This window comes from Duganella callida (assembly GCF_004614165.1).
Classification (GTDB): Bacteria; Pseudomonadota; Gammaproteobacteria; order Burkholderiales; family Burkholderiaceae_D; genus Rugamonas; species Rugamonas callida.
Genome location: NZ_SPVG01000125.1, coordinates 1 through 3,861, shown reverse-complemented (window position 1 = coordinate 3,861; position 3,861 = coordinate 1). Strand labels below are relative to the sequence as shown.

Sequence of the window (3,861 nt, the reverse complement as noted above, 5' to 3'; positions counted from 1 at the left end):
GTCCGTCGCCCCAGGGCGGTTACGCCCCGCGCCGCGACAAGGTCGACCCGTGGTTCCTCAAGCCCTACGAGCCCAGCCAGAACAACAGCGCCGCCGCCAAGCCGGCCGCGCCGGCCGCCGGCGCCTCGATCACCAAGGCCAAGCCCAAACTCGCCTTCCTGCTGGGCGGCGTACCCAAATCCTGAACCGCGCGCGCATGACCGCCGCGCCGCGCCCGCCGGCCTTGCAGGCTGATGCCGAACGCCTGCTGTTCCTGGACGGTCTGCGCGCGCTGGCGGCGCTGTGGGTGCTGCTCGGCCACATCTACCTGACCGCGATCGGCTGGGTGGCGCAGGACTTCTGGCTGGCCCGGCCGCTGGAACTGCTGATGTATATGCACCTCGGCGTCGACGTGTTCCTGGTGCTGTCCGGCTATTGCCTGGCGCTGCCGGCGGCGCGGCGCGGCCACCGCCTGCCATCCGGCCTGGCGGATTTCTTTACCGCGCGCGCCTTCCGCATCCTGCCGCCGTATTTCGCCACGCTGGGCCTGATTCTGCTGGTGAACAGTTTCGTGCCGCTGGCGAGCTGGGGCCGCAATGAGGCGGGCCTGACCCAGACCCTGCCGCCACCGGTGTGGTGGACCAACCTGCTGCTGCTGCAGGATATCTACGGCCAATACAACACCATCAATGGGCCGTTCTGGAGCGTGGCCTGCGAATGGCATTTGTACTTCACCTTCCCGGCGCTGCTCTGGACACTGCGACGGCATGGCGTGGCGGCCCTGCTGGCGCTGGGCGCGTGCGCGGCCTGGGCCTTGACCACGCTGTCCGGCCTGTATCCGCGGCTGCCGCTGGTCGATGCCGCCGTGCCGCAGCCGCCGTACTACATCCTGCTGTTCGTGCTGGGCATTGCCGCCGCCGCGCTGGCGCAGCGCCCCGTGGCGCGCCGGTGCGCCTGGTGGGCGGGCGCCGTGCTGCTGCTGGTGCTGCCGGCGTTACTGTGGCACTACCGCATCGTCGATGTGCCGACCATGCTGCGCTTTGCCCGCCATCACGCGCTGATCGATAGCGTGACCGGCGCCTTCACCGCCGCGCTGCTGCTGGCGCTGAGCGGCGTCAGCCCCGGCCACTGGCTGCGCCGCGGTCTCGAAGCGGACTGGCTGGTGCGGGTGGGCGGCTATTCGTATTCGCTGTACCTGATCCACATCCCCATCGTCGCCTCGCTGGACTACTGGCTGCGGTTGCAGCCGGCGCTGCAGCAGTGGTCGCCGCTGTCCGGCTTCCTGCTGCTGGCCGCGCTGGCGGTACCAGTCTGCCTCGGCGCGGCCCGGCTGTTCGCCCGCCTGGTCGAACGCCGCATCCGCTGGCGCCCGGGCAGCGCGTAAATCCGGGGGCAGTTCTGCCAATCGCTACGGCAGAGCCCGTGTGCGATTGGCAGAACTGACCCCGGATTTATGCGCTATCATGCGGGCTGACAATATTTGCTTTTTTTAAATGGTACGCATACACGGTTGGGGACGCTATCCGGTGGCCGACGCCCAGGTGCTGGCGCCGGCCACGGTGTCCGAAATGGGCCGTACGCTAAGGCAGCAACACGGCGCGCCGCTGATCGCGCGCGGTCTGGGCCGTAGCTATGGCGACGCCTCGCTGGCGCCGCTGGTGCTCGACAATACACGCCGCCACCTGCTGCTGGATTTCGATGCGCAAACCGGCATCCTGCGCTGCGAGGCCGGCGCCACCCTGGCCGACCTGCTCGACGTGCTGCTGCCGCAGGGCTGGTTTCCACCAGTCACGCCCGGCACCAAATTCGTCACCGTCGGCGGCGCCGTCGCCAGCGACGTGCACGGCAAGAACCACCACATCGACGGTTGCTTCAGCGCGCACGTGCTGTCGTTCGAACTGCTGCTGGCCGACGGCAGCATCGTGCAGTGTTCGCGCCATGCCCATCCCGAGCTGTTTCGCGCCACCTGCGGCGGCATGGGCCTGACCGGCGTCCTGCTGACCGTGACGCTGAAGATGCTGCCGGTACAGAGCGCCTGGATCGAGCAGACCACGCTGCGCGCCGCGTCGCTGGAGCAGGTGCTGGCGTTGTTCGAACAGCACCGCGACGCCACCTATTCGGTGGCCTGGATCGATTGCGTCGCCGGCGGCGCGCGCCTCGGCCGCTCGCTGCTGATGCTGGGCGAGCACGCGCTGGACGGCGGCCTGGCGGCGCGGCCCAAGCGCAGCCGCAGCGTGCCGTTCGATCTGCCGCCGCAACTGATGAACCGCTACAGCATCGGCGCCTTCAACACGCTGTATTACCACAAGCCGTCGGCCGGCCGGGCCCGTGTGCATTACGAGCCGTACTTCTATCCGCTCGACGGTCTGCTGCACTGGAACCGCCTGTACGGCAAGCCCGGCTTCGTGCAGTACCAGTTCGTGTTGCCGCGCGCGGCCACGCGCGAACTGCAGGCCATCCTGGCGCGCATCGTCGACTCGGGCCGCGGCTCATTCCTGGCCGTGCTGAAGGCGTTCGGCCCGGCCAATCAGAACTATCTGTCGTTCCCGCTCGAAGGCTATACGCTGGCGCTGGACTTCAAGATCGAAGACGGCCTGTTCGCGCTGCTGGACGAGCTCGATGTAATGGTGACCGCTGCCGGCGGCCGCCACTACCTGGCCAAGGACGCGCGCATGAGCCAAGCCACCTTCGAGCGTGGCTATCCGCGCCATGCCGCCTTCCAGCAGGTGCGGCGCGACTACGGCGCGCTGGATGCCTTCGGCTCCTCTCTTTCTGATCGTCTCGGACTCTGACATGCAAAAAATCCTCATCATCGGCGCCACCTCGGCGATCGCCGAAGCCACCGCGCGCCGCTTCGCCCAGCGCGGCGACGCCCTGTATCTGCTGGCCCGCAACAGCGAGCGCCTGGACGGCCTGCTGGCCGACCTGAAAATCCGCGGCGCCGCCATCAGCGCCGGCGCCCGCTTCGACGCCAACGATTTCGATCAGCACGCCGCCTGCATCGAACGCGCCGCCGGCGCGCTGGGCGGCCTGGATGCGGTGCTGATCGCGCACGGCACGCTGCCCGATCAGAAAGCGTGCCAGGCCGACGCCGCGCTGGCGCTGCGCGAGATCAGCACCAACGCGCTGAGCGTGATCTCGCTGCTGACCCACATCGCCAACCGCTTCGAAGCCCAGCGCGGCGGCACCATCGCGGTGATCGGCTCGGTGGCCGGCGACCGCGGCCGCCAGTCCAACTATGTATACGGCAGCGCCAAGGGCATGCTGGCCACCTTCCTCCAGGGCCTGCGCAACCGCCTGTGCAAGGCCGGCGTGCACGTGCTGACCATCAAGCCGGGCTTCGTCGACACGCCGATGACGGCAGCCTTCCCCAAAAGTCCGCTGTGGGCCACGCCGGAGCAGGTGGCGGCCGCCATCGTCAGGGCCATGGACGGCAAGCGCAACGTGCTGTACACGCCGTTCTTCTGGTGGGGCATCATGACCATCATCCGCCACATCCCGGAAGCCATCTTCAAGAAACTGAGCCTGTAATGAAACGCGCGCTGTACTCCGCGCTGGCCGCGCTGCCGGCGCTGCTGGCGATCGCCGCCATGACCACGCTGTATCTGCAGCAGGCCATCGATCCCATGCTGTTCTTTAATTCGGACGCGCAGTACCTGCCGGCGCTGTACGCCGACCTGGTCGAGCAGGGCGGGCGGCTGCGGCAGTGGTACCTGACGCCGGCGCCGTATTTCCTGCCCGACTGGCCGCTGTACTTTGCCGCGCGCTGGCTCAGCGGCGACGCGTTCCACGCCTGGGCGCTGGTGATGGCGGCGCAGGCACTGGCGCTGTGGGGACTGGCCGCGCTGCTGGCGCGCCGCTATGTGGCGCTGCCGCAGGCGC

The 3,861-nt window shown here is 68.6% G+C and carries 4 protein-coding genes and 1 pseudogene; all 5 read left to right on the top strand.

Annotation, left to right across the window (positions count from 1 at the left end; genetic code table 11):
• Positions 1–185 (top strand): annotated as a pseudogene (locus tag E4L98_RS12500) (DEAD/DEAH box helicase); the annotation flags it as partial.
• Positions 186–196: 11 nt separating this feature from the next.
• On the top strand, positions 197–1,363 hold the full coding sequence (locus E4L98_RS12495; protein ID WP_135201884.1) for an acyltransferase family protein: 1,167 nt from the start codon (positions 197–199) through the stop codon (positions 1,361–1,363).
• A gap of 109 nt (positions 1,364–1,472) precedes the next feature.
• Entirely contained in the window at positions 1,473–2,771 is a 1,299-nt protein-coding gene (locus tag E4L98_RS12490) for an FAD-binding oxidoreductase (RefSeq protein ID WP_135201883.1), read from the top strand.
• 1 nt (position 2,772) lies between these two features.
• Positions 2,773–3,510, top strand: coding sequence for an SDR family oxidoreductase (locus E4L98_RS12485; RefSeq protein ID WP_135201882.1), 738 nt, complete (start codon positions 2,773–2,775; stop codon positions 3,508–3,510).
• Positions 3,510–3,861 (top strand): hypothetical protein (locus E4L98_RS12480; protein ID WP_205746714.1); only part of this gene is annotated, 352 nt, incomplete at its 3' end. The genes E4L98_RS12485 and E4L98_RS12480, both read left to right, overlap by 1 nt.